Source organism: Aeromicrobium sp. UBA7512 (genome assembly GCF_002476985.1).
Classification (GTDB): Bacteria; Actinomycetota; Actinomycetes; order Propionibacteriales; family Nocardioidaceae; genus Aeromicrobium; species Aeromicrobium phoceense.
In genome coordinates, this window is the sequence record NZ_DLNK01000006.1 from 165,554 (window position 1) to 186,715 (window position 21,162).

The following is a 21,162-nucleotide window of genomic DNA, read 5'->3' on the forward strand; positions in this document are numbered from 1 at the left end:
CCACGGCGCTCCGGCGTAGACGGCCCGATCATCGCGAATCAGCAACTCGACGGCCGCCTCGAGCGGGAAGCTACCTGGCGGCCAGGCGCGCAGGCCCTCGTGAAGTTCGGTCATGATCGGCTCCCTGTCTCCGTCCGGGTTGAGGAGCCGTAGAACCCGACGGAATCAGGTGAGCGCCAGCGGGGATTCTCGCGAACGAACCTGCGCGGCCGATTCGAAGACCCGATCCCCACGACGTTGGGGGCCACGTTAGGCCAGGCGCTCAGCGTGGGGGCCAAACAAACGCGGGCTAATGCAGTTCGACTTCCAGGTCGGTCCAGTAGTCCGTGATGTTCTGGATCGGAATGAAGAAGGTCCGTCGCCAGCAGTTCCCGCCCGGACTGAACGCAGTCGAAGGGCATGAAACCTTGTCTGCCGCGACGTCGTAGATGCCTGCGGAGATGATGCCTCGGACTCCGGCCGAGCCGTCTGCCCGGACCCTATAGACGGGCCCGCCGCTGTCCCCGTGCGTGCTGGTCGCGGAGTTGTCGGAACGCTTCACGATGTGACCATTACAGATGCTCGACGAGTCGCCAGGGCACAGAATTTGGGCTCCCGTCTCAGTCACTAGCGCGTTGCAGTGGTCGCCGGAGTTTGCGCCTCCGGTGCAAAGTGCATCCCCAGCGGCGCTGCCCCCCGCGCCAGTGATTCATCGTGAACTCGAACTCCCGTAGCTGCCGGACCAGACCTTCGGGCTGGTTCCGCCCTCCGGATCGATTCGCATCGCGTCGATCGAGGGGTGACGTACCGTGACGTTGGTGCCTCCCGACGTAATCAGGGTGCCCGCTGCGGTCCGCCAAGCGGCGTTCCCGCCTGGGTCGCAATGAGCGGCGGAAATGAGCCGGCCGTATCCGCCTGAGGTCACTGCGGCGACACCCAGAGAACAAGTCGAGTTCGTGCTGTCCTTGCGCATGATTCCAGCTCCGAACCACGGGGAGCTGTCGTTCTGTCGGGCGAGGCCGGTTACTGACGCTTGGCGGCTACGAATCGTGACGGGAGTCCCCGCGATCCGTTCCAAGTCAGACTCCAGTTGATCGGTTGACCGCGTGTCGTCGGCTACGTCGCGAACGCTTGCGTTGAGGCCGCTGAAGTCTTCGGCAGGAGTGACGTAGGCGATTAACGGCTCGCCATTCTTGGCCCGCGCGTTGAGCAGGAGGGCGGCTCCAGCCTTTTCCAGTTCATCTTCTGAGTACTTGGACTTACGGATGATCAGTTCAGTCCCCGCGGGAGGGTTCTGCTGTAGTTCAGCGAGTTTTGAGGGAACTTCGCCCTTCCAGTTGAGGACCACGGTGGAAGGGTCGCTACCTGCCTGCAGCGCTGCCTCGTATCCGAGGACGTCATGCAACGCGGTGGTCAGCTTCTCCTTGCTCTCCGCGGTTCGAATGTCCTCCAGGCTGACTCCGTCTGGGATGGACGTGACGACCGTGTCGTCCTTCGGCTCCAGTTCGCCCACCACGTCATCTGGCGAAGGTAGCCCGGTAGGCAGCGCGGCCGCACCCGCCGGGATAAGGAACAAGGAAGCAACTGACGCCAGCACTATGAGCCGTTTCATGGACATCTCCTCTGTACGCGCGTCACCATGCTCTGTCTCGTGTCTGGTGTCAATCGAAGACGGGCGTCCATATGAGGAAGGTCCGGCTCTTGCAGCTCCTTTAGGGGGCGCAACTCTGTTTGGGGTCGGCGGTGGTCTGGGAGAGTGGCTTTGCTGAAAAGGCTCGCCGCGCTTTGGAAGTGGAGAGAATAGCTGGCTGACATAAGACATTGTGCGGCCCCCGTTTTCTGGTCCAGATCCTGGGAGAATTTTCGACAGGTGAGAGGACCGATGTGAGTTCGACGTGGCTGCAGCGAAGAGGTTGAGCCCGGAGCAGATCGTGGCCAGGTGACGTGATGCGGAGAAGTTGCAGGCGCACCTCGCTCAGCCGGTCCAGGCTTGCATGCGAGAACTCGAGCAAGCGGCGACAACTCAGCATCTCGACGTGCAACGTTTCCTAGGTGTACCGCACGTTCTCCACACGATAGAGCTCTCGCACATCGAGGTCCTCGACCTCACTGGACCGAAGACGCGCGACCGTCTTGGACTCGAGGCATCGGACCTTCTCGGCGCGCACGGCCCATGCCAGGAGGTCGGCCATGCCGCTTGGTTCCTGGAGCTTCACGGCGTGCTCGCGCCGTCAGCTGTTGGGGACGGCGTGACGTTGGCCTTGTTCGAGCACAACACCCCACCGAGCGCGATCTCCGTCCAGTCCACATAGAATTTCGATTAGGACCTCTACCAGTCGCTCGCCGACCTCGACTAGAGCCGGCGCATCGGAACCTCCGGGTTGTCGGCTTCGAAGAGGAAGAGGGCAGGCAGGCTCCCGCACGGGATCGTTGGCGGTGGTGAGCAGGATCTCGCGCAGCAGCTGGGACGGTGTGGGCCGACGCCGGGTCGCGATCACCGGCTGAACAGCAAGAGCCGGCGTAGCCACTGGCCACGCCGGCTCTGCGGTCTTCGGATTTGTGCTGGTCTGGTCAGTCCTGGCTTTTCTTGACGTCGATGAGGCCTCCAACGATGTACTCGCCGACAACCGTCTCGCCGTCCTTGGCGTAGACAGGGATGGCGATGCCCGCGGGATCAGGGTTCTTCTCCAGCGATTCGAGAGCCCGGGTTGACTCCTTGAGCGAGGTGTAGCCCACTTCGCCGTTGGTCGCCAACGTGGCGACCAGATCAGGAAGCGGAACGCCGTACTGGGGATCCTCCTGGGAGCCGTAGGTGCGTCCATCGGCCGTGTAACCGCGTTCGATGACCCAGCTCTTGGCCCAGCCGTCCCCACGGACCTCGACCTTCTGGTCTTGACCGAGCTGGCCTTTGCTCGCCGTAACTTCTTCGGCCGGTCGACTGCCGGTCCGGGCGTCACCGTCCGAGCCCGTGGCACCCGCGAACGTGTAACCCGCGACTCCGAAGGCAACGAACGCACCCGTGAGAATGCCGGCCATTCGGATCTTGCTGTTCATGCGATCGCTCCTCATGTCGAAGTGTACTTGCAGTCGAATCCGCTACGACTTGGCTCACCATCTGGCGCGTAGTAGCCGTTGATGACGCTGCTCCACTGGCGACCGACCGCGTTGGCTCGGTAGCAATAGCCCGAGATGGCAGTGAACCCGCCCTCGATCGTGGCGACAGCTCCGCCTGATGTGTTCCAAGCGTTGTCTTCGCCGATCTTGATGTTCTCTCGGAAGACGCTCATGTATACCCGCATGTACTGCGCGGGTCGACCGTGCAGGGTCGTGCAGGTGGTTCCGGATCGGTCCAGCGCTCGTTCATGTGCTCGAGCGAGACCATAAGTCGCAGTCGAGTTCGCGTTCACGCTCACTCGAGTTTGTCCGCACAATGGGGTGCTATTCGACGAGAACCGCACCCACGTGTCCCAGCCGGAACTGGAGGCTGCGGACGCTCCGGTGGCGAAGCCGCCAGCGCCGACAATCACCCCCACCAACATGACGCCCAGGACTTTTCGCCAACCCATTGCAGGCCCCCTCGCCTCGTTTCGAAGTTTGGGCCGCACGCTACATTGGAAACGCCTGTGTAGGAAGCGAAACTCTGCCATTGCTCAAGTGGGAGTGAGCCTGACGGTTGCGCTTCAGGTTGCCGAACGTCTCGTGGAGATGCAATCGGTCCCCGGCAACCGGCGGTGCTTCCCGACCAGTATTCAATCTCGCCACAATCGAGCAGACCGGTCAAGAACAGTTGGCTGACGTTGACCACGCACGTCGGCTGCCTGCTGCGACGACGCTGACTGCAGGCTCGGGGGCATCGAGGTGATCGGAGTTCTACAAGAAGGGAAAGTACCGTGCGATTAAGGGCCTCGGGACACCGTCTGTGAATCAGAGGCTCTGCAAGTACGGCCGAAAGAGCGGCCAGACGTGTGACAAGGTCCGGTCTCTCCAGACATGCCGGAACAGCTACTGCAGCTTGGTTGACATGCATAACCGAAAAGCAGATGGCGGCGACAGTGGTGGGCCCTGGTTCTTGGGCGGAACTGCATACGGTGTGCACTCCGGGTTCCACACGACAGGGATACTGCCTAAGAAGCGCGACCAGTTCACACCGCTCTACAGCACCTTGGCAGACCTTTCGGTGAAGTTGAGCAAGAAGTGATGTCTAGAGGTCTGGTGCTGTGCGCTGTCGCACTCGTGGCTAGCTGCGCGGGCAAAGATGCGGTCTCGGGGCCTAGCGTCGTCGCCGTGGACGGTGTCACGGTTGTGGTCGCAGCACCGCTGGAAGGCGGCATGGAAGCACTTGAGAGTGGCCGGGTTGCCGTGGTAGGTGATGACTGCCTCGGCCTAGAGACGTCACCAACCACGAGCGTCGTGATTGCGTGGCCTAGTGGGACTAGGGTGGCTTCGGTCGACGGTGAACTCGAGGTGAACTTCGGCGGACGAGCGATTCGCGCCGGATCAGAGATCGAAGGTAGCGGAGGCTACCTCCAACACGACAGTGCATACCTGCCGGACCTCCCGCGGGGGTGTGCCGACCTCGAAGTGTTTGCTCTTCAGGACCCCCAGTGGGGGACTGATCACGGTCCTGGCCTCCTCGTAAGCGTGCAGCTCGGGGCAGGCAAGCCGGGACTGGCAATCGAAGATGGTGTGCGGGGGACTGCTGCACGAACTGGTGACAGTTTGACCTGACCCACCAGAAGGGCTCCAGTTTTGGTGGCTAAGTGACAGCCGCTTCGAAAGGCTGATCATCATGCCCCGTGCGTATCCCGCCGAGTTCAGAGCGCGAGCTGTCGCGTTGGTTCGGGCCGGCAAGGAACAGAGACAGACTGCTGCCGACCTGGGCATCCACCCGGTGACGTTGGCGAAGTGGGTCCGGCAGGATCGGATCGACCGGGTGAGATCTCTGGGACGTCCATGAGTGAGTCGGCAGAGTTGCGTGCCGCGCGACGAAGGATCCGTGAACTCGAGACCGAGTTGGTGATCGTGCGTCAGGCGGCGAAGTTCCTGGGTGAGGATTGTCCGCGCCCAAAAGGCTCTACCCGGTGATCGACAGGCTCGCCGACGCCGGGGTACCCGTCGACCGAGAAGCCGACGCGAAGTAGGACCGTCAAGGCTGCAACAAAAGGAGTCGCAGGCGCTGGAGTAAGAACAGGATCAAGAGGGACAACTCGAAGAAGAGGAAGGTTGACCAGCACTACAGTGACTGGGCAAACCGCAAGAAGCGACGATGATGGTGAGCATCCATGACACTGATCTTCGAGATACTGATGGACAAATTCTTCGATAGGTGGACGCGAGACGCCCGTTACAAGGAGGTACGCGCTTCCTATGACGAGGCGATGAGAGCGCCAATAGTTGACCGGACTTCGGTTTTCGAAGCTGCGCTCATTCAGCAGGGAGTGAGTCTTGAGCCGGACCTGATGGGTCATTTTCTCGATGCATTGCGGGAGGGCATGCCTGCTCGGCGCGCCTGCGAAGTCCTGGGTTAGGACGCCTTTGATGCTTGGTGGAGTGGTACTAGTCGTGCTTGGCACGCTCGTCGCGATCATTGCGGAGGTGAAAGACGCCAATGAGGGGTCCGAAGCCTTGAATCATGCCCGAGGCAATGTTCGGCATCACGCATCGTGGACAGTGGCCTTCGCGCGTTCATTTGGACCGGAGGGCTATTGGTTCGAGCCCAGTCGTGGGAGCGCCTCAATCCCGCCAACTGTCGGCACGGCGGCAGCCAACGGGGGCCGCTGGTGCACAGGAACTCTTCGTAGGTCCGGCTTTCGACACGATCCCCGGTCTGGTCGCGCCTCCATTTGACGCCTCGATTGGGTCGTGAGTTTTCGTGATGCACCGGCTAGAATCCGTGGAGTCGGAAGCGAGGGATTCCTTGCACATCAAGGAGATTCCGCTGGTTCCGGAAATGATCGGTGGAGTCCAGAGGTCCGATGAGGTGGACCAGAGGTCGCAGGTTCAAATCCTGCCCCCGCTACCACGAGATCAGGCCCGGAATCCTCAGGATTCCGGGCCTGATGCGTTGCCGCTGCTGCATCAGACGTTGCGGCGGTACTGGCCCCCGACCTCGAAGAAGGCCTCGGTGACCTGCTGGAGCGAGCACACGCGGGCGGCGTCCATGAGGACGGCGAACACGTTCTCGTGGGTCGCGGCGGCCTCCTTGAGGCGGGCGAGCGCTGCCTCGGACTCGTCGCGGTGGGCCTGCTGGAAGTCGCGCAGGCGACGCAGCTGGGACTGCTTCTCGTCCTCGGTCGCCCGGGCGAGCTCGAGCTTCTGCGGGACCTCGTCGCCGTGCGGGTTCTTGAAGGTGTTGACGCCGACGATCGGCAGCGAGCCGTCGTGCTTGCGGTGTTCGTAGAGCATCGACTCGTCCTGGATCCGGCCGCGCTGGTAGCCGGTCTCCATCGCGCCGAGCACGCCGCCGCGCTCGCTGATCGCCTCGAACTCGCGGAGCACGGCCTCCTCGACGAGGTCGGTGAGCTCGTCGATGACGAACGAGCCCTGCAGCGGGTTCTCGTTCATGGCCAGGCCCCACTCGCGGTTGATGATCAGCTGGATCGCGAGCGCACGGCGCACCGACTCCTCCGACGGCGTGGTCACGGCCTCGTCGAACGCGTTGGTGTGCAGGCTGTTGGCGTTGTCGTAGATCGCGATGAGGGCCTGCAGCGTCGTGCGGATGTCGTTGAAGTTCATCTCCTGCGCGTGCAGGGAGCGCCCCGACGTCTGCACGTGGTACTTCAGCTTCTGGCTGCGGTCGTTCGCGCCGTACTTCTCCCTCATCGCGATCGCCCAGATCCGGCGCGCGACGCGGCCCATGACCGAGTACTCGGGGTCCATGCCGTTGCTGAAGAAGAAGGACAGGTTCGGCGCGAAGTCGTCGATGTCCATCCCGCGGGCCAGGTACGACTCGACGTAGGTGAACCCGTTGCTCAGGGTGAACGCGAGCTGGCTGATGGGGTTCGCCCCGGCCTCGGCGATGTGATAGCCCGAGATCGAGACGGAGTAGAAGTTCCGCACGCCCTGGTCGATGAACCACTCCTGGATGTCGCCCATCATCCGCAGGCTGAACTCGGTGGAGAACAGGCACGTGTTCTGGCCCTGGTCCTCCTTGAGGATGTCGGCCTGCACCGTGCCGCGGACGTTCTGCAGCGCGAAGGTGCGCAGCTCGGCGGCCTCGGCCTCCGAGGGCTCGCGGCCCTCCCGCTCGCGGAAGGCGTCGACCTGTTGGTCGATCGCGGTGTTGAGGAAGAAGGCCAGCACGGTCGGCGCCGGACCGTTGATCGTCATCGAGACGCTGGTGGACGGCGACACGAGGTCGAACCCGTCGTACAGGGTCTTCATGTCGTCGAGCGTGGCCACCGAGACGCCGGACGTGCCGACCTTGCCGTAGATGTCGGGGCGCTCTCCGGGGTCGCGGCCGTAGAGGGTCACCGAGTCGAACGCCGTCGACAGGCGGGTGGCCGGCTGTCCCTCGCTGAGCAGCTTGAAGCGCTTGTTCGTCCGCAGGGGATCCCCCTCGCCGGCGAACATGCGAGCCGGGTCCTCGTTGTCGCGCTTGAACGTGAACACGCCCGCCGTGTACGGGAAGAAGCCGGGCAGGTTCTCCCGACGCCAGAAGCGCACGAGGTCGCCGTGGGAGCGGTAGCGCGGCAGGCTGACCCGGCGGACCTGGTTGCCCGAGAGGGTCTCGCGCGCCAGCGCGAAGCGGAGCTCGCGGTCGCGCACCTTCACGACCTGCTCGTCGCCGGAGTAGGACTCGACGACCCCGGGCCAGGCGTCGAAGGTGTCTCTCACGTGCGCGGGCAGCGCGTCGAGCGCCCGGCGGGCAGCCTGCTGGACCGCCTCGTCGTCGGGCAGCATTGCCGCCGCCGTGGCCAGGTGCTGGGCGCGATCGGCCAGGTCGGCGAGCTGCTCGGTCTCGGCATGGAAGCCGCGCACCGTCTCGGCGATCTCGGCGAGGTAGCGGATGCGCTGCGGTGGCACGAGGTGGTGCTCGTCGGTCGAGTGCCGCACGTTGACCGCGGGCAGGACGCCGGGCTCCAGCCCCAGCACGTCCCGGAGCTCCTGGTAGAGCGCGGTCACCCCGTCGTCGTTGAAGTGGGCCGCCGAGGTGCCGAAGACCGGCATGTCCGCGGGCTGCTTGCCGAACGCCTCCCGGTTGCGCACCAGCTGGCGTCCGACGTCGCGCAGGGCGTCCTTGGCGCCGCGACGCTCGAACTTGTTGATCGCCACCACGTCGGCGAAGTCGAGCATGTCGATCTTCTCCAGCTGGCTGGCCGCACCGAACTCCGGCGTCATCACGTAGAGCGACCGGTCGACGAACGGCAGGATCCCCGCATCGCCCTGGCCGATGCCCGGCGTCTCGACGATGACCAGGTCGTGACCGGCCGCCTTGAGCACGTCGATCACGTCGCCGAGGTGCTCGGGGACCTCGTGGCTGCCCCGGGTCGCCAGGGACCGGAACGACACCGGGCCGCCGAGGGCGTTCATCCGGATGCGGTCGCCCAGCAGCGCGCCCCCGCCCTTGCGCCGGGTCGGATCGATGGCCACCACCGCGACGCGCAGCTTGTCGGCGTGGTCGAGGCGCAAGCGGCGCACCAGCTCATCGGTCAGCGAGCTCTTGCCCGACCCGCCGGTGCCCGTGATGCCGAGGACGGGCGTCGTCGACCGGGCGGCCGCCTCCGCGATCGCCTGCGCCAGCGGAGCCGGCATGCGGCCCGTCTCGGCCGCGGTCACGGCCCGCGACACCGCGGCGCTGTCCCCGGCCAGCACGGCATCGGAGTCCGGGACACCGAGCTCGGTCAGGTCGACGTCGCACTCCTCGATGAGCTGGTTGATCATGCCCACCAGTCCGAGGCGCTGACCGTCCTGGGGGCTGAAGATCCGCACCCCGGCCTCGCGCAGCCGCGCGACCTCCTCGGGCACGATCACCCCGCCGCCGCCCCCGTAGACCTTGATGTGGCCCGCGCCGCGCTCGGCCAGCAGCTGGACGAGGTACTCGAAGTACTCCACGTGGCCGCCCTGGTAGGAGCTGACCGCCACGCCCTGCACGTCCTCCTCGACCGCCGCATCGACGATCTCGGCCACGGAGCGGTTGTGGCCGAGGTGGATCACCTCCGCGCCCTGGCTCTGCAGGATGCGCCGCATGATGTTGATGCTCGCGTCGTGGCCGTCGAAGAGGCTCGACGCGGTGACGAAGCGCACCGGATTCACGGGAGCGTGCATGGTGACCTCACTGATTACTAGGATGTCCTATCAATATAGTAGGACGTCCTAGTAATTATCCAGCGCCTGTCGCGAGAACCGGTCTGGGCCCGCGAGGATTGTCGTGACCCGCGCCGACCCTTCAGGGGGCGGGCGGCGCCGGGCTGCGAGGCAGGCCCCCCAGGTTCGCGTTGCGCGTGAGGTCGAGCGCGATGTGACGGAGCTTGCGGTTCTGGGCCTGCGAGACGCGCGCGAGCGTCGCGAACGCCTGGTCGGGCGTCAGCTGGTACCGCTCCATGAGGATGCCCTGGGCCTGGCCGATCACCGTGCGGTGGGCGAGGGCGGACTCGTAGTTGTCGTGCTCCTGCGCGGCGAGCATCGCGACGGCGACATGCGCCGCGAGCGCCAGAGCCGTCTCCCTGCTGTCGGCGGTGAACGCGCCCACGGTGCCGGAGTAGAGGTTCAGGGCGCCGAGGCTGTCCTCGCTGACGAACAGCTGCACCGAGAGCATCGACCGGACGCCGAGCTCGTCAGCCGCCCGGCGCGACCAGGTGGGCCACCGGTCCTCTGTGGTGAGGTCGTCGCTCTGCACCGTCTCCTGCTCGCGGATCGACTGGAGGCAGGGACCCTCGTTCAGCTCGTACTGCAGCTGGTCGCCACGGCGGACGAGGTCGTCGGAGGCGGCCGCGGTCTCGACGACTCGGCGCCGCTCGACCACCGAGATGCCGGCATGGTCACAACCCTCCACCAGCTCGACGGCGCCGGCGACGGCGCGCTCCAGGGTCTGGTCGAGACCGGACTCTGCGCTCATCGCGCGGGCGACCTCGGCGAAGTGGTCCAGCGGGTCGTCGCTCATGCCTCACACTCCCACGGCAGCGGCCCATGTGGGTCTGGGTGGCACCCGGGTCGTGGCGCCTCGATGCGCCGAGGGTCTAGGTCGCGGGCGACGCCTTGATCGCCGTGGCGGTGAACAGTCCGGTCAGGCAGTGCTCTCCCGCCAGGGAGTCGAGGTGGACGTCCGCCGCGGCGACCATCGTGCGCCCGGGTGGCCCGACGAGACGGCCGACGGCGACGAGTCGTTCGCCGTGGGCGGGCCGGAGGTGGTGGGCCTCGATCGCGGTCGTCGCGACGATCCGGCCCGTCTCGACCACCGAGGCGAAGGCGGCGCCGACCGCGGCGAAGTCGGCCAGCATCGCGACGACCCCTCCTTGGCAGTGGATGCCGTCGAAGGTGAGCTCGGGCCGGAGGGGCATGCTGACGACGGTCCGGTCCGGGTCGGTGGACTCGACCGACAGGCCGAGCAGCCGCGCGATCGGCATCGCCTCGATGGCTTCGGCGACACGGGGGAGTGGAGGGGTCATGGCTGAAACGTATCAACGATACAGAACCTACGATAGGGCCATGCCGCGACCGCGTACCCGTACCGATGCCCTGGCGACCGAGATCCGCGACGCGGCGCTCGAGATCGTCAGGAGTGAGGGCCCGGGCGCCCTCACCACGCGTCACGTCGCCACGGTCGCCGGCACGAACATCGCCGCCCTCAACCAGCTCTTCGGCGGTCGCGAGGGCTTGGTCAACGCCGTTGCGCTCGAGGGCTTCGAGCTGCTCGCGACCTCGCTGCCCCAAGCCTCCGGCGACGTGCGCCGCGGACTGATGGAGTACGCCGAGGCCACCCGACGCTTCTCCCGTGCCGAACCGGCGCTGACGGGGCTCATGTTCATGCGCCCCCTCGCGGGACCGATACCTCCCGGCCATGGCGCCTTGAAGTGCCGGCAGGTGGTCATCGAGATGCTCGGGTCCTCGGACGAGACCGACGCCCTGGCGTTCGCCGCGCTGCTCGCGGGCCTCACCGTGCAGGAGCGCCACGGACTGCTCGGCCGGACGGAGGAGCAGCGGGACCGCGTGTGGCGGGCGGCCGTCGAGGTGTTCGCCTCGGGCGTGCGTCCCGGGGCATGAGCCCAGGCTCGGAGTCCGCGGACTCCGAGCCTGAGACGTGGGCGGGGCAGGGTCAGACCAGCTCGGCCACGGCGGTGCGGGCGGCCTCGTCGATCGTGTCGGCGACGACGCCCGACTGGGTGAGGAAGAGCGCGTGGCTGGCCGAGACGTTGGTGATGCGGGCCCCGATCCGCGTGGCCATGTGCTGGAGCATGGCCTGGTCGAAGGCCTTGTCCTCGGTCGCGATGACGGCCCAGCTGGGGACGTCGTGCCACGCGGCCTTCGTGACGGGCTCCTCGAAGGAGGCCATGTTGATCGGGACCTGCGAGTCGGCCAGGAAGGCGGCGTCGGCGTCGCTCGTGTCGTGGGCGAAGCCCGCCTTGAACGCGGCGCGGTTGAGCCGTCCGAACCCGTCGTCGGCGACGTCGATGACGAACTCCGGAGTCGCGGCGAAGCCCTCGTACTGCTGGGCGCTGTTCTCGCCGGTGTCCGGGATGAGCGCCGAGACGTAGACGAGGCCCGCGACGTTCGGGTGCGTGCCCGCCTCGGTGATGACGGTGCCGCCCCAGGAGTGACCGACGAGGATCGCCGGGCCGTCCTGCTGGTCCAGGATCCGGGTGGTGGCCGCGACGTCGTCGGCGAACGACGTCAGCGGGTTCTGGACGATCGAGACGCGGTAGCCGCGCTCCGTCAGGTTGTCGTACACGCCGCGCCACCCGGAGCCGTCGGCGAAGGCGCCGTGCACGAGGACCACGTTCTTGATCTGCGAGAGCTGTGCGTTCATGGGAGTGCCTGTTCTGTCGAATCGTGATAACGTTTATCGCGATAAGTAAAGACTGCCCCGACGTGCTCGACGAGTCAAGGGGTCGGCGAAGAAAAGTTTTCGCGGTTATGATTATCGCGATAGGAGGAGTTCACATGACTGCAGCGACCAGCGCTCCGGCCACTCCGCTGGAGGACCAGCTCTGCTACTCGATCTACTCGGCGGGGATGGCGATCCAGCGGATGTACAAGCCCCTGCTCGACGAGCTGGGACTGACGTATCCGCAGTACCTCGTGCTGAGCGTCCTGTGGCGCGAGGACGAGCAGACCGTCAGCGCCCTCGCCTCGAGCCTCGCGCTGGAGTCCAGCACCCTCACCCCGTTGCTGAAGCGCCTCGAGACCGGGGGACTGATCACGCGTCGGCGCAACCCCAGCAACGAGCGGCAGGTCATCGTCGCCCTCACGCCCCAGGGCGACGCGCTGCGTGAGCGGGCCGGATGCCTCGGCTCGGCGCTGCTCGAGAGCTCGGGACGCACCCCGCAGGAGCTGGCGCAGATCAACGAGCAGATCCGCACCCTGCGCGACACGATCTACGCGACCGCCGACGCCTGCAGCTGGGACGCACCGATCTGACGTTCGGGCCCGCTCCGGTCCTGCGGGCCTGCGGGTCCAGGGCCCAACGCCACCGACGGCGCGGCGGAGGGTCAGAAGTCCACGCCGCCGAGGTCCGTCGCGGGCCTGCGGTCCGGCAGCCGCAGCATCCGGAAGGAGTTGAGCAGCCCGAGCAGCCCGGCGACGAGGGGGACCAGGAGGGCGATCTGGAGCGAGAGGTTGCGGGCGTCGTCGTTGATGGCGACGACCTCGGCCTCGACGGCCGGGGGCTCGCCGGTGATCTGCTCGGCCAGCTGGGTGCTGCTCATGATCTCGGCGTCGTTCTCGAGCGCGGCAGCGATCTGCTGCTGCTGCGCCGCCGGGATGACCTCGCTGCTCTCGGTCATCTGGGTGAAGCTGATCGACAGGGCCGCGAGCATGAGGCCGCCGGCCATGGCCAGGCCGAAGGAGAGCCCGAAGGAGCCGGCCGCGGAGTTGACCCCGGCGGCCTCGCTGACTCGCTCCTCCTCGACGGGCGCGAGCGTGTAGTTGTTGAGCTGCGACACGAGCAGGCCCAGGCCGCACCCCGTGATGGCCAGGGGGACGACGAGGTACCAGCCGCTGTCCACCCGGGGGACGAACGGGATGATGATCGCGATCCCCAGGCTGGTCAGCACGAAGCCGTCGCGGATGATCGCGGCCGGCCGCCGGCCGCCGGCCTTCCTGCCGGCCAGGACGGCCGCGACGAACATGGTCAGCGACAGGGGAGCCAGGGAGAGCCCGGCCTCGAGGGCGTCGTACTCGAGCGTCATCTGGAAGAACAGCGGCAGGGCGATCATCGCCCCGCCGAGTGCGACCTGCTGGAGCAGCTGACCCGAGACGCCGGCCGTGAAGTTCGGGTGCCGGAACAGGTCGGGGTCGAGCAGCGGGACCTTCTGCTCGCGCTCGCGCCGGACGAGCCACCGCGTGAGCAGCACGAGCGCGACGGCCCCGACCACCATCAGCAGTCCGACGTACTCACCGCCCTCCTGCCAGACGAGGATGCCGAGGACGACCCCGCCCATGCCGACGACGGACAGGACGGCGCCGACCGGGTCCACCTGCCGTGAGCCGGTGTACGGAACGTCGCGGACCAGCCGGATCTGGCTCAGGACGACGCCGATGATGACGACCTCCAGCGCGAAGCCGACCCGCCACGAGAGGAAGGTCGTGACGAATCCGCCGAGGAGAGGGCCGATCGCGGCCGCGATGGCAGCCGCGGCACCGACCAGCGCGTACGCCTTCTTCTGCGCGGCGCCCGTGAAGTTGCCGTGGATCAGTGACTGCATGGCCGGCAGCAGCAGCGAGGCCCCCAGCCCCCCGATGATCGCCCAGAAGACGACGATCGAGGTGAGGCTCTGGGCGAGGGTCATCGCCAGGGCTCCCAGCGCGTACGCCGCGAGCCCGAGGACGTAGGCGCGCTTGCGGCCGATCAGGTCGCCGACCTTGCTGTTGATCAGGATGAACGCCGCCGAGACGAGTGCCTCGAGCGCGATGGCGGACTGCACCCCGCTGGCGGTGGTGTCCAGGTCGTCGATGACGGCGGAGATCGACACGTTCATCAGGGACGTGTCGACCACCAGGACGAACATCGCCGCCGCCAGCAGCAGCATCAGGCGGGTGCTTCCGGCGTGCTCGGCTTCGACGCCCTCGTCCGGACTCGTGCTCATCTCGGCATGCTGGCACGCGGGTGGTCCACCGTCAGGCCGACAGGACCTCTTCGACCGTGATCGCCGAGTGGCCCACGGCCGCCCCCACCGCGGCGTTCGTCAGCTGCCCGTCGTGGGTGTTGAGGCCTTGGGCCAGACCGGTGTCGGCTCGCATCGCCTCGGTCCAGCCGTGCTCGGCCAGGGCGATCGTGTAGGGCAGCGTCGCGTTCGTCAGGGCGTACGTCGACGTGTGGGGGACCGCCCCGGGCATGTTCGCCACGCAGTAGAAGATCGAGTCGTGGACACCGAAGGTCGGATCGGCGTGGGTCGTGGGGCGCGAGTCCTCGAAGCAGCCGCCCTGGTCGATGGCGATGTCGACGAGGACGGAGCCGGGCTTCATCCGCGACACCAGCTCGTTGCTGACCAGCTTCGGAGCCGCGGCGCCCGGCAGCAGCACCGCTCCGATGACCAGATCAGCGGCGAGCACCTGCTGCTCGATCGCGAGCCTCGACGAGGCGAGGCCGTGCACGCGGTTGTCGTACCTCCAGAAGCTCATCCTCAGCTTGTCGAGGTCGGTGTCCAGGAGGGTCACGTCGGCGCCCATGCCGAGGGCGATGTTCGCCGCGTTCTGCCCGGACACCCCGGCGCCGATGATGACCACCTTCGCGTTGGCGACACCACCGACCCCGCCGAGCAGCACCCCTCGGCCGCCCTCGGCCCTCATCAGCGCGTGCGCGCCGACCTGGGGCGCAAGGCATCCCGCCACCTCGCTCATGGGGTACAGCAGGGGGAGCCCGCCGTTCGCGCCGGTCACCGTCTCGTAGGCCACGGCGGTGACCTTCCGCGCGAGCAGCTCATCGGTCAGCGGTCGGTCGGCCGCCAGGTGCAGGTACGTGAAGAGCAGCTGACCCTCGCGCATGCGGTGGTACTCCTCGGCGACGGGCTCCTTGACCTTCAGCACGAGGTCCACGCCGCCGTCGGTGCCCCAGGCGGACTCCGCGTCGTCGACGATGGTCGCGCCGGCCCCGACGTAGTCGTCGTCGGCGATCGACGAACCGACTCCGGCGCCGGTCTGGATGACGACCGAGTGGCCGCGGCTGGTCAGCTCGCGCACGCCCAGCGGGGTGATCGCCACCCGGTACTCGTGGTTCTTGATCTCCTGGGGAACACCGATCTTCACGGCCTCAGCCTCTCGTCGACGTGACACGGCTCACGCTACGCCGAGATCAGGTGATCCATGTCCCGTCGACCTCGAGGGCCGCCGTCGCATCCGGGCGGCTCAGACCAGCAGCGCGGCGAGCTTGTCCTTCGCCACGTGGCCCGGCTTCGTCCCCTCGACGATGCAGGCGATGGACGAGGAGTGCTCGGTGCGCAGCGGCAGGATCGCCTGGTAGCCCGGCGACTCGTACCAGTCCCGTGCCGCCCGGGCACTCGGAAACTCGATGACGACGAGGTCGCCGTCCCACGTGCCCTCGGCCGCGGTCAGGGTGCCGCCGTGCACGATGAAGCGGCCCTCGTAGGGCGCGAGGGTGTCGTCGATCCGCTCGAGGTACTCGATGATCTCGGGATCGAAGTCCACCTCGCGCAGGTAGGCGATGGCGTAGGCCGGGGTGGTGCTCATGATGTGCTCCGTTCGTCGGTGATGGGTCGATCCCACCCGACGCGCCGCCGGACGTCGATGACCTCGCAGGTCATGGCCGCGATGCCCTCCTCTTGGCTAGGTTGGCGCTCGTGAGCACCACCGCCGGCACCCTGATCCGTGAGTGGCGGCAGCGCCGCCGGCTCTCGCAGCTCGAGCTCGCGAACCGCGCCGAGGTGTCGGCCCGGCACCTCAGCTGGATCGAGACGGGCCGCAGTCGCCCGACGAGCACGATGGTGATGCGCCTGTGCGACCAGCTGGAGGTGCCGCTGCGCGAGCAGAACCAGGTGCTGCTGGCGGCGGGTCACGCGCCGGCCCATCCCGAGCGCGCGCTGGGCGACCCGTCGATGGCCGAGGCGAACCGTGCCCTCGAGGCGATCCTCGTGGCGCACCATCCCTATCCGGCGCTCGTGGTCGACCGCCGCTGGGACCTGGTCGCCGCGAACGACGCGACGTACGCCTTGCTCGCGGGAGTCGACGTGGACCTGCTCGAGCCGCCGGTGAACGTCATCCGGCTGTCCATCCATCCCCGCGGGCTGGGCGGCCGCATCGCCAACCTGGACGAGTGGCGGGCGCACCTCGCCGAGCGGCTGCACGGGGAGCACGCGGCGACGGGCGACCCGTTCCTCGCGGAGCTGTACGGCGAGGTCGTCGCCGGCGGCATCGCGCCGGTCGACTCGCCCGCCCTCGTCGTCCCCCTGCAGCTGCGTACCGAGGGTGGCGAGGTGCTCTCGTTCATCTCGACGACCACGGTCTTCGGGACCCCGCGGGAGGTGACGCTCTCCGAGCTCGCGATCGAGGCGTTCTACCCGGCCGACGAGCGGACACGGCGCCTGCTGGGGTGAGGTCGCCTCACTCGGGTGCGGCGAAGTGCTGGAAGTCGGGCTCGGGCCAGCGCCCGCCCCACGTCCAGCCGATCCGCTCGAACGCGTTCACGACGACGTCGCCGTCGTGGATGACCCCGGGCGCGGTCTCGGCGCCGGGGGAGCGGTCGACGCCGGCGAACGGCGCCCCGGCGTCCGGCAGGACCTGACCGGAGGTGACGTAGGGGTTCTGCACCGGGTTGAGGTCCACGGCGGCGCCGAAGGCGTGGCGCGACCAGTTCGGCTGCCCGAGGACCCGCCGGCAGTTGAAGCCCGACGTGTTGTTGGCGGCCATCGACGCATCGTCGTCACCGCCGTAGTCGCTGACCAGGCGCATCCGCTCGATGGGCCACCGCGCCTCGTAGAGCTCGCGGAAGACGGTGAGCAGGTCGTCCGCGTGATCGGCGTGCACGGCCAGCTCGCCCTCGCGGGCCCGGCCGTCGAAGCCCACGTGCGTCACCCGGAGGTAGCGCAGCGAGTCCAGCGGCACCGGGCACATGGCCGGGTCGTGGCTGCTCGCCATCCGACTGGCCAGCACGGCCCCGATCGGCTCGACGGAGCCCTCGAACGGCGGCAGCTCGGTGCCGGCCTCGACGGTGCCGTCGACGTCCACGGGCACGAGGCTGGTGCACGCGCGACGCGACTGCCAGCGCTCCTGCGCCGCGGCGGCCGCCGCCCCTCGCAGGGCGCGGGCCGGGCCGCCCCGCTCCGGGACGAGGCCGGGCACCCACTCCTCGCCGACCAGCTCGTCGCCGCGGAACCGCAGCCGCAGGACCCCCGTGTCCGCGTTCCTGCCGTGGTACCAGTGGAGGTTGCCGAGCCCGTAGTTCACGTAGGTGTCGCCGAGCAGGCCGCTGCCGAGCAGCGTGTGCGAGTGGGAGCCCGCGACGACGTCGGCACCCGCGTCGGCCAAGGACTTCGCGAGCGTCACCTGGTCCTCGGTCGCGCACGTCGCGCCCTCGGCGCCCCAGTGCGGCTGGACCACCACGAGGTCTGCGCGCTCGGCCGCCGTACGGACCTCGGCGAGCAGACGGTCGGTGCGCGGGACGCGCGCCGCGGCGATGCCGCCCCAGGTCGGCCCGGCCGCCCAGACCGGGTCGCGGCTCTCGCGGGTGGACGCGTCCGCCGCGAGCACGGCGACGGCGACCCCCTTCACCTCGAACTCCTGCGGGCGGAAGGCCTCCTCGGCGTCCCGCCCGATGCCGACCACCCGGACGGGACCGCGCGCGCCGGCGCGCAGGGCGTCGCGCACGCCCACCCCGCCGTAGTCGCCGGCGTGGTTGTTCGCCAGCGAGACGACGTCCACACCGGACCGGGCCAGCACGTCCAGCGCCGCCGGAGGGCTCCGGAACCAGTAGCGCGCCGACGGGGTCTCCAGCTCCTTGCGCGCGCGGGAGCCGCGGGACGTCAGCGCGCTTTCGAGGTTGACGATCGCCAGGTCCGCCTCGCTGAGGGCGGCGGACAGCGGGCCGAGCGTGCTGTCGGCCCGGCTGACGGACCGGGCGAGGCGACCCTCGAAGTGGACGTCTCCGCCGAACGCCAGCGTCACCTCGGGTCGGGGCAGCGCGTCGGCCTCCTCCGCGAGGAGGGAGCCGCGCGCGGACGCGCCCTCGTCCGAGGTGGACGTCACCCACGCCGCGAGCGAGGCCGCGACGAGCAGCGCCAGCACGATGGCGGGCAGCGGCTCTCGGCGCATGGGGGCACCTCCCTGGGAAAGATCTCCCCTGGAGAAAGCATGCCACCGCAGCCGAATCAGGAGTCCTCGATGATCTCCGCCAGGCCGCCGATCACGCGGGTGAGGCCCCACTCCCACGCGCGGTGCGCGTCGTAGGGACCCTGCATGCTCTCGCCTGCGGCGCGGCCGACCCGCTGGGCCAGCGCGAGGTCCGTGCCGAGGTAGGTCGCGAGCGACGGGGCCGACCGCTCCCACTCCTCGGCCATGTCGACGGCGGCGGACGCCTGCGCCATGCGCGACGCGGTCGACCGAGCGAAGTCGAGCACGAAGGCGAGCGCCGCGTCGCGGTCGAGGTCGTCGAGCCCGGTGTCGTCGAACGCGTGCAGCTCGTGGTCGTACTTCGCGATCGTGCCGGGCCCCAGGGCCGTCCGCGGATCGTCGACCCCCAGCAGCCAGGGTCGCGCCCGCAGCAGCTCGAGATGGGCCTCGGCGACGCGTCGCACGCGAGTGCGCCACCGCGCGCGTCCGAACGCCGGCGGCTCCATCTCGGCGTGGGCGCGGTCGGCCATCAGCACGAGGAGGTCGTCGCGGCCGTTGACGTGCGTGTAGACCGACATCGTCGTCAGTCCGAGCGACTCCGCGACCGCCCGGATCGTCACCGCGGTCAGTCCGCCCTCGTCGGCCAGCGCGATCGCCTGCGCGACGACGTCGCCGGTGGTGTGCGTCGCACGGGGACCCCGACGGCGCGGCGGGGGAGCGAGCGGGCTGTCCCGCCACAGCAGGTCGATCAGGTCTCTCGGCATGGGGAATCGATTCAGGGTTCGGTGCGTTATCTTGTACGTCGTACAGAGTTTAACGCCGGGAGGCACCCATGAACATCACCCAGACCGCCGTGTCGCTCAACGTCCCCGACGTCGAGGCGTCCGCGGACTTCGCCCGGACCCACTTCGGCTACACCGAGGCGATGTCCGCCGAGGGCTTCGTCTCGCTCCAGCACGCCGGCACCGGCTCCCACCTGATCTTCCTCGCCACGGGCCTGCCGACGTTCAAGCCTCGCGAGGCCGCGGGCTCCGCGGGTGACGGGCTGCTCCTGGTGTGCGTCGTCGACGGGCTCGATGCCGAGTTCCAGCGCATCGAGGCCGCCGGCGCCCGCGTGGTGACGCCGCCCGAGACCGAGCCGTGGGGCGAGCGCTACTGCCAGTTCGCCGACCCGAACGGCATCATCTGGCAGCTCGTCGAGTGGGTCGCCTGACGGCGCCCGCCCCTCGGATCACGCCCCGACGGAGGCGCGGCGGCGCAGCTCCAGCCGCGCGATGCTGCGCTTGTGGACCTCGTCGGGGCCGTCGGCGAGACGCAGGGCGCGCTGGTGGGCGTAGTACGTGGCGAGCGGGAAGTCGTTCGTCACCCCGGCGCCGCCGTGGACCTGGATCGCGCGGTCGATGATCTTCAGCGCCATCTCGGGCGCCTTGACCTTGATCGCGGCGATCTCGGTGCGCGCCTGCTTGTTGCCGACGGTGTCCATCAGCCACGCCGTCTTCAGCACGAGCAGTCGCGTGGCCTCGATCTCGATGCGCGCCTCGGCGATCCAGTCCTGGATGTTCGCGCGCTCGGCGAGCGGCTGGCCGAAGGTCACGCGGGACTGCGCCCGGTCGATCATCAGGTCGAGTGCCCGCTCGGCCATGCCGATCGAGCGCATGCAGTGGTGGATCCGGCCGGGACCGAGGCGGGACTGGGCGATCATGAAGCCGTCGCCCTCACCGGCCAGCAGTGCCGTCCTCGGGACGCGGACGTCCTCGAAGAGCACCTCGGCGTGGCCCTCGCGGTCGAGGTAGCCGAACACCGGCAGGCCACGCACGATCGTGATGCCGGGCGTGTCCTTCGGGACGACCATCATCGACTGCTGGCGGTGGGTGGCCGCGTCGACGTCGGTCTTGCCCATGACGATGAACACCTCGCAGTTGGCGTGCAGCGCGTTCGACGCGAACCACTTGCGGCCGTTGAGGACGTACTCGTCACCGTCGGCCACCATCGAGAGCTCGACGTTCGTGGCATCGGAGCTGGCGACGGCCGGCTCGGTCATGCAGAAGGCGGACGCCATCTCGCCCGCGAGCAGCGGCTTGAGGTACTTCTCCTGGTGCTCGTCGGTGCCGAACAGGGTGAGGATCTCCATGTTGCCCGTGTCGGGGGCGTTGCAGTTGATCGCCTCGGGGGCGATCTCGGGGCTGCGTCCGGTGATCTCGGCCAGGTGTGCGTACTGCACGTTGGTCAGGCCGGCGCCCCAGTCGCCGTGGGGGAGGAAGAGGTTCCACAGACCCTGGTCCTTCGCGACCTTCTTCAGGGACTCGAGGATCGGCGGGTGGAAGTTCGGGTCGCCGGACTCGTCCATCTCGCGGCGGTAGACCGGCTCGGCCGGGTAGACGTACTCGTCCATGAAGGCGGTGAGTCGCGCGGCGTACTCGCGCGTGGTGCTGTCGGGGGTGAAGTCCATGGTCCTGCTCCTTGACGTGGGGGGATCAGCGCGCGGGGAGGATCGCCCGCGCGCACGGGCGGCACGAGGCCTCGAGGGCGGGCGCGAAGTCCACGTCCCAGAAGAGCTCCCAGTCCATCGCCGGGGCTCCGCAGGCGCTCTCGGCCGAGCCGAGCCGTCGCGCGTGATGCGTTCCGTACGGCACGCGTGCCGTCCTGCCGTCCCAGGTGCCCCACGTTCCGCGCGGTGCGCTGGCGAAGTAGTCCATGTGGGGCCGGCCTCTCATGACGGGATGCTGCAGTGGGTGCAGAAGGGTC

General features: G+C 68.3%; 22 protein-coding genes and 1 pseudogene. 8 read left to right on the top strand and 15 right to left on the bottom strand.

Annotation, left to right across the window (positions count from 1 at the left end):
* Nucleotides 1-289: 289 nt before the first annotated feature.
* A complete protein-coding gene (locus tag B2363_RS10210; protein WP_286929929.1) occupies nt 290-541 on the bottom strand; it encodes a hypothetical protein in 252 nt (83 codons plus the stop codon).
* Between the two features lie 147 nt (nt 542-688).
* Complete coding sequence (locus B2363_RS10215; protein WP_286929930.1) at nt 689-1,591, bottom strand: hypothetical protein; 903 nt, start codon at nt 1,589-1,591, stop codon at nt 689-691.
* 346 nt (nt 1,592-1,937) lie between these two features.
* Here B2363_RS10215 and B2363_RS16295 point away from each other — a divergent pair, with 346 nt between their 5' ends.
* Nucleotides 1,938-2,291, top strand: a complete 354-nt coding sequence (locus tag B2363_RS16295) for an RES domain-containing protein (RefSeq protein ID WP_376785939.1) — start codon at nt 1,938-1,940, stop codon at nt 2,289-2,291.
* Nucleotides 2,292-2,550: 259 nt separating this feature from the next.
* Here B2363_RS16295 and B2363_RS10220 read toward each other — a convergent pair whose 3' ends face one another.
* Together B2363_RS10220 and B2363_RS10225 are read right to left on the bottom strand one after the other, a co-directional pair.
* Entirely contained in the window at nt 2,551-3,033 is a 483-nt protein-coding gene (locus B2363_RS10220; protein WP_286929931.1) for a hypothetical protein, read from the bottom strand.
* Nucleotides 3,034-3,044: 11 nt separating this feature from the next.
* Nucleotides 3,045-3,266, bottom strand: a complete 222-nt coding sequence (locus tag B2363_RS10225; protein ID WP_286929932.1) for a hypothetical protein — start codon at nt 3,264-3,266, stop codon at nt 3,045-3,047.
* Nucleotides 3,267-4,263: 997 nt separating this feature from the next.
* Here B2363_RS10225 and B2363_RS10230 point away from each other — a divergent pair.
* The 3 genes and pseudogenes from B2363_RS10230 (at nt 4,264) to B2363_RS10240 (ending at nt 5,507) form a co-directional block, all read left to right on the top strand.
* A complete protein-coding gene (locus tag B2363_RS10230; protein WP_286929933.1) occupies nt 4,264-4,707 on the top strand; it encodes a hypothetical protein in 444 nt (147 codons plus the stop codon).
* Between the two features lie 61 nt (nt 4,708-4,768).
* A pseudogene (locus B2363_RS10235) lies at nt 4,769-5,093 on the top strand (transposase); the annotation flags it as partial.
* Between the two features lie 168 nt (nt 5,094-5,261).
* Nucleotides 5,262-5,507, top strand: coding sequence for a hypothetical protein (locus tag B2363_RS10240; protein WP_286929934.1), 246 nt, complete (start codon nt 5,262-5,264; stop codon nt 5,505-5,507).
* 550 nt (nt 5,508-6,057) lie between these two features.
* Here the strand turns inward: B2363_RS10240 and icmF are convergent.
* The 3 genes from icmF to B2363_RS10255 form a co-directional block, all read right to left on the bottom strand.
* Nucleotides 6,058-9,246 carry a fused isobutyryl-CoA mutase/GTPase IcmF gene (gene icmF, locus B2363_RS10245; RefSeq protein WP_286929935.1) on the bottom strand — a complete coding sequence of 1,063 codons (3,189 nt, stop codon included), beginning with the start codon at nt 9,244-9,246 and terminating at the stop codon, nt 6,058-6,060.
* 121 nt (nt 9,247-9,367) lie between these two features.
* Nucleotides 9,368-10,081: a GAF and ANTAR domain-containing protein gene (locus B2363_RS10250; protein WP_286929937.1), complete on the bottom strand. Its 714-nt coding sequence runs from the start codon at nt 10,079-10,081 to the stop codon at nt 9,368-9,370.
* 76 nt (nt 10,082-10,157) lie between these two features.
* On the bottom strand, nt 10,158-10,586 hold the full coding sequence (locus tag B2363_RS10255) for a PaaI family thioesterase (RefSeq protein ID WP_286929939.1): 429 nt from the start codon (nt 10,584-10,586) through the stop codon (nt 10,158-10,160).
* Between the two features lie 40 nt (nt 10,587-10,626).
* On the opposite strand from B2363_RS10255, the gene B2363_RS10260 reads away from it, so the two are divergent.
* Nucleotides 10,627-11,181, top strand: coding sequence for a TetR/AcrR family transcriptional regulator (locus B2363_RS10260; RefSeq protein WP_286929940.1), 555 nt, complete (start codon nt 10,627-10,629; stop codon nt 11,179-11,181).
* Nucleotides 11,182-11,233: 52 nt separating this feature from the next.
* Here B2363_RS10260 and B2363_RS10265 read toward each other — a convergent pair whose 3' ends face one another.
* Nucleotides 11,234-11,944: an alpha/beta fold hydrolase gene (locus B2363_RS10265; RefSeq protein ID WP_286929942.1), complete on the bottom strand. Its 711-nt coding sequence runs from the start codon at nt 11,942-11,944 to the stop codon at nt 11,234-11,236.
* 134 nt (nt 11,945-12,078) lie between these two features.
* Between B2363_RS10265 and B2363_RS10270 the strand changes: the two genes are divergently transcribed.
* Complete coding sequence (locus tag B2363_RS10270) at nt 12,079-12,555, top strand: MarR family winged helix-turn-helix transcriptional regulator (RefSeq protein WP_286929943.1); 477 nt, start codon at nt 12,079-12,081, stop codon at nt 12,553-12,555.
* Nucleotides 12,556-12,626: 71 nt separating this feature from the next.
* Here the strand turns inward: B2363_RS10270 and B2363_RS10275 are convergent, their stop codons facing one another.
* From B2363_RS10275 to B2363_RS10285, 3 genes are all read right to left on the bottom strand, one after another.
* Nucleotides 12,627-14,222, bottom strand: coding sequence for an MFS transporter (locus B2363_RS10275; RefSeq protein ID WP_286929944.1), 1,596 nt, complete (start codon nt 14,220-14,222; stop codon nt 12,627-12,629).
* Nucleotides 14,223-14,253: 31 nt separating this feature from the next.
* A complete protein-coding gene (ald, locus tag B2363_RS10280; RefSeq protein ID WP_286929945.1) occupies nt 14,254-15,381 on the bottom strand; it encodes an alanine dehydrogenase in 1,128 nt (375 codons plus the stop codon).
* A gap of 99 nt (nt 15,382-15,480) precedes the next feature.
* Nucleotides 15,481-15,822 carry a DUF1330 domain-containing protein gene (locus B2363_RS10285; RefSeq protein WP_286929946.1) on the bottom strand — a complete coding sequence of 114 codons (342 nt, stop codon included), beginning with the start codon at nt 15,820-15,822 and terminating at the stop codon, nt 15,481-15,483.
* A 110-nt stretch (nt 15,823-15,932) separates the two neighbouring features.
* Between B2363_RS10285 and B2363_RS10290 the strand changes: the two genes are divergently transcribed.
* A complete protein-coding gene (locus B2363_RS10290) occupies nt 15,933-16,685 on the top strand; it encodes a helix-turn-helix domain-containing protein (protein WP_286929947.1) in 753 nt (250 codons plus the stop codon).
* Between the two features lie 7 nt (nt 16,686-16,692).
* Here the strand turns inward: B2363_RS10290 and B2363_RS10295 are convergent, their stop codons facing one another.
* Nucleotides 16,693-18,399 (bottom strand): CapA family protein, encoded by a 1,707-nt coding sequence (locus B2363_RS10295; protein WP_286929948.1) that lies wholly within the window; start codon nt 18,397-18,399, stop codon nt 16,693-16,695.
* A 56-nt stretch (nt 18,400-18,455) separates the two neighbouring features.
* Entirely contained in the window at nt 18,456-19,181 is a 726-nt protein-coding gene (locus B2363_RS10300) for a TetR/AcrR family transcriptional regulator (RefSeq protein ID WP_286929950.1), read from the bottom strand.
* Nucleotides 19,182-19,249: 68 nt separating this feature from the next.
* Here B2363_RS10300 and B2363_RS10305 point away from each other — a divergent pair, with 68 nt between their 5' ends.
* Nucleotides 19,250-19,630, top strand: coding sequence for a VOC family protein (locus B2363_RS10305; RefSeq protein ID WP_286929952.1), 381 nt, complete (start codon nt 19,250-19,252; stop codon nt 19,628-19,630).
* 18 nt (nt 19,631-19,648) lie between these two features.
* Here the strand turns inward: B2363_RS10305 and B2363_RS10310 are convergent, their stop codons facing one another.
* Both B2363_RS10310 and B2363_RS10315 read right to left on the bottom strand, forming a co-directional pair.
* The gene (locus tag B2363_RS10310) at nt 19,649-20,866 is read right to left on the bottom strand and encodes an acyl-CoA dehydrogenase family protein (protein WP_286929954.1); all 1,218 of its coding nucleotides are present in this window, start codon (nt 20,864-20,866) and stop codon (nt 19,649-19,651) included.
* 25 nt (nt 20,867-20,891) lie between these two features.
* Nucleotides 20,892-21,131, bottom strand: coding sequence for a hypothetical protein (locus tag B2363_RS10315; protein WP_286929956.1), 240 nt, complete (start codon nt 21,129-21,131; stop codon nt 20,892-20,894).
* Between the last annotated feature and the right edge of the window lie 31 nt (nt 21,132-21,162).